Origin of the sequence: Rhizobium sp. PRIMUS64, assembly GCF_023006465.1 — a bacterium.
Lineage (GTDB): Bacteria > Pseudomonadota > Alphaproteobacteria > Rhizobiales > Rhizobiaceae > Rhizobium > Rhizobium leguminosarum.
The window spans coordinates 1-248 of the sequence record NZ_JALBGX010000378.1; the positions used below are offsets into that span (position 1 = coordinate 1).

1 pseudogene is annotated in these 248 nt (G+C 53.2%); it reads right to left on the reverse strand.

Annotation, left to right across the window (positions count from 1 at the left end):
• Positions 1–150: 150 nt before the first annotated feature.
• A pseudogene (locus MOV76_RS39640) lies at positions 151–248 on the reverse strand (integrase core domain-containing protein); the annotation flags it as partial.

A 248-nucleotide genomic window follows, 5' to 3' on the forward strand; every position in this document is an offset into this window, starting at 1 on the left:
GATCTTCAGCCGTTCCAAACTCGCGACCCCGCAAGCACGTCAGATTCTCGATCGTGTACGGAAGAACCCTCGCCACCCCGCGGGATCGCCTCCAGATCAGGAAAATCTATTCCTTTCGATGACATAGGAAGATGGGAGTTATGAAACAGGATTGTAGTATCTACGCCAATCCTCCATCTTTTCGCGGGCATCCGCAAGGGTCAGGAACCAATGCTGGTTCAGGCATTCTGCACGGAAGCGGCCATTGA